The sequence below is a fragment of the Vibrio sp. S234-5 genome (assembly GCF_000960595.1).
Lineage (GTDB): Bacteria > Pseudomonadota > Gammaproteobacteria > Enterobacterales > Vibrionaceae > Vibrio.
In genome coordinates this window covers 1-398 of record NZ_JZAM01000467.1, presented here as the reverse complement: position 1 = coordinate 398, position 398 = coordinate 1, and the positions used below count along the sequence as shown (strand labels likewise).

At 50.8% G+C, this 398-nt stretch carries 1 protein-coding gene; it reads left to right on the top strand.

Going from position 1 to position 398, the window contains the following annotated elements; all coding sequences use genetic code 11:
* Positions 1 to 83: 83 nt before the first annotated feature.
* Positions 84 to 398, top strand: a 315-nt coding sequence (locus UF06_RS23075; RefSeq protein WP_242402057.1) for an EamA family transporter, incomplete at its 3' end; no start/stop codon positions are given.

Below are 398 nucleotides of genomic sequence, written 5' to 3'. Positions count from 1 at the left end.
TCGCTGCTTTGAGCCTGCTAATGTTTTATCGTTATTTAAAAAAGAATCACGCGCCTTGTTAGCGACATCCGAATCATTTTGTGATGATTGGCCTGTTTAATACCGCCTTGCCCTTTCTTGGTTTCGCTTACGCTGCGCAAACCCTTAAAGCCTCGACATTGGCGGTGCTCAACTCCACGGCTGTCATTTGGGGGGTAATCATCAGTTACCTTTGGGACCGCACCCCAATCTCAGCCACAGGGGTATTGGGGTTTCTACTCGTCATTAGCGGCGTCGTCGTGTTAGTTGGCTGGGATGCGGTCGAAACCGGTCAGCAAGCGGTCTTACCAATTATCGCCCCCGACTCTCCCCCGGTTTTCTACGGAATTGCCACCAATTACACCAAAAACACCCCCCAA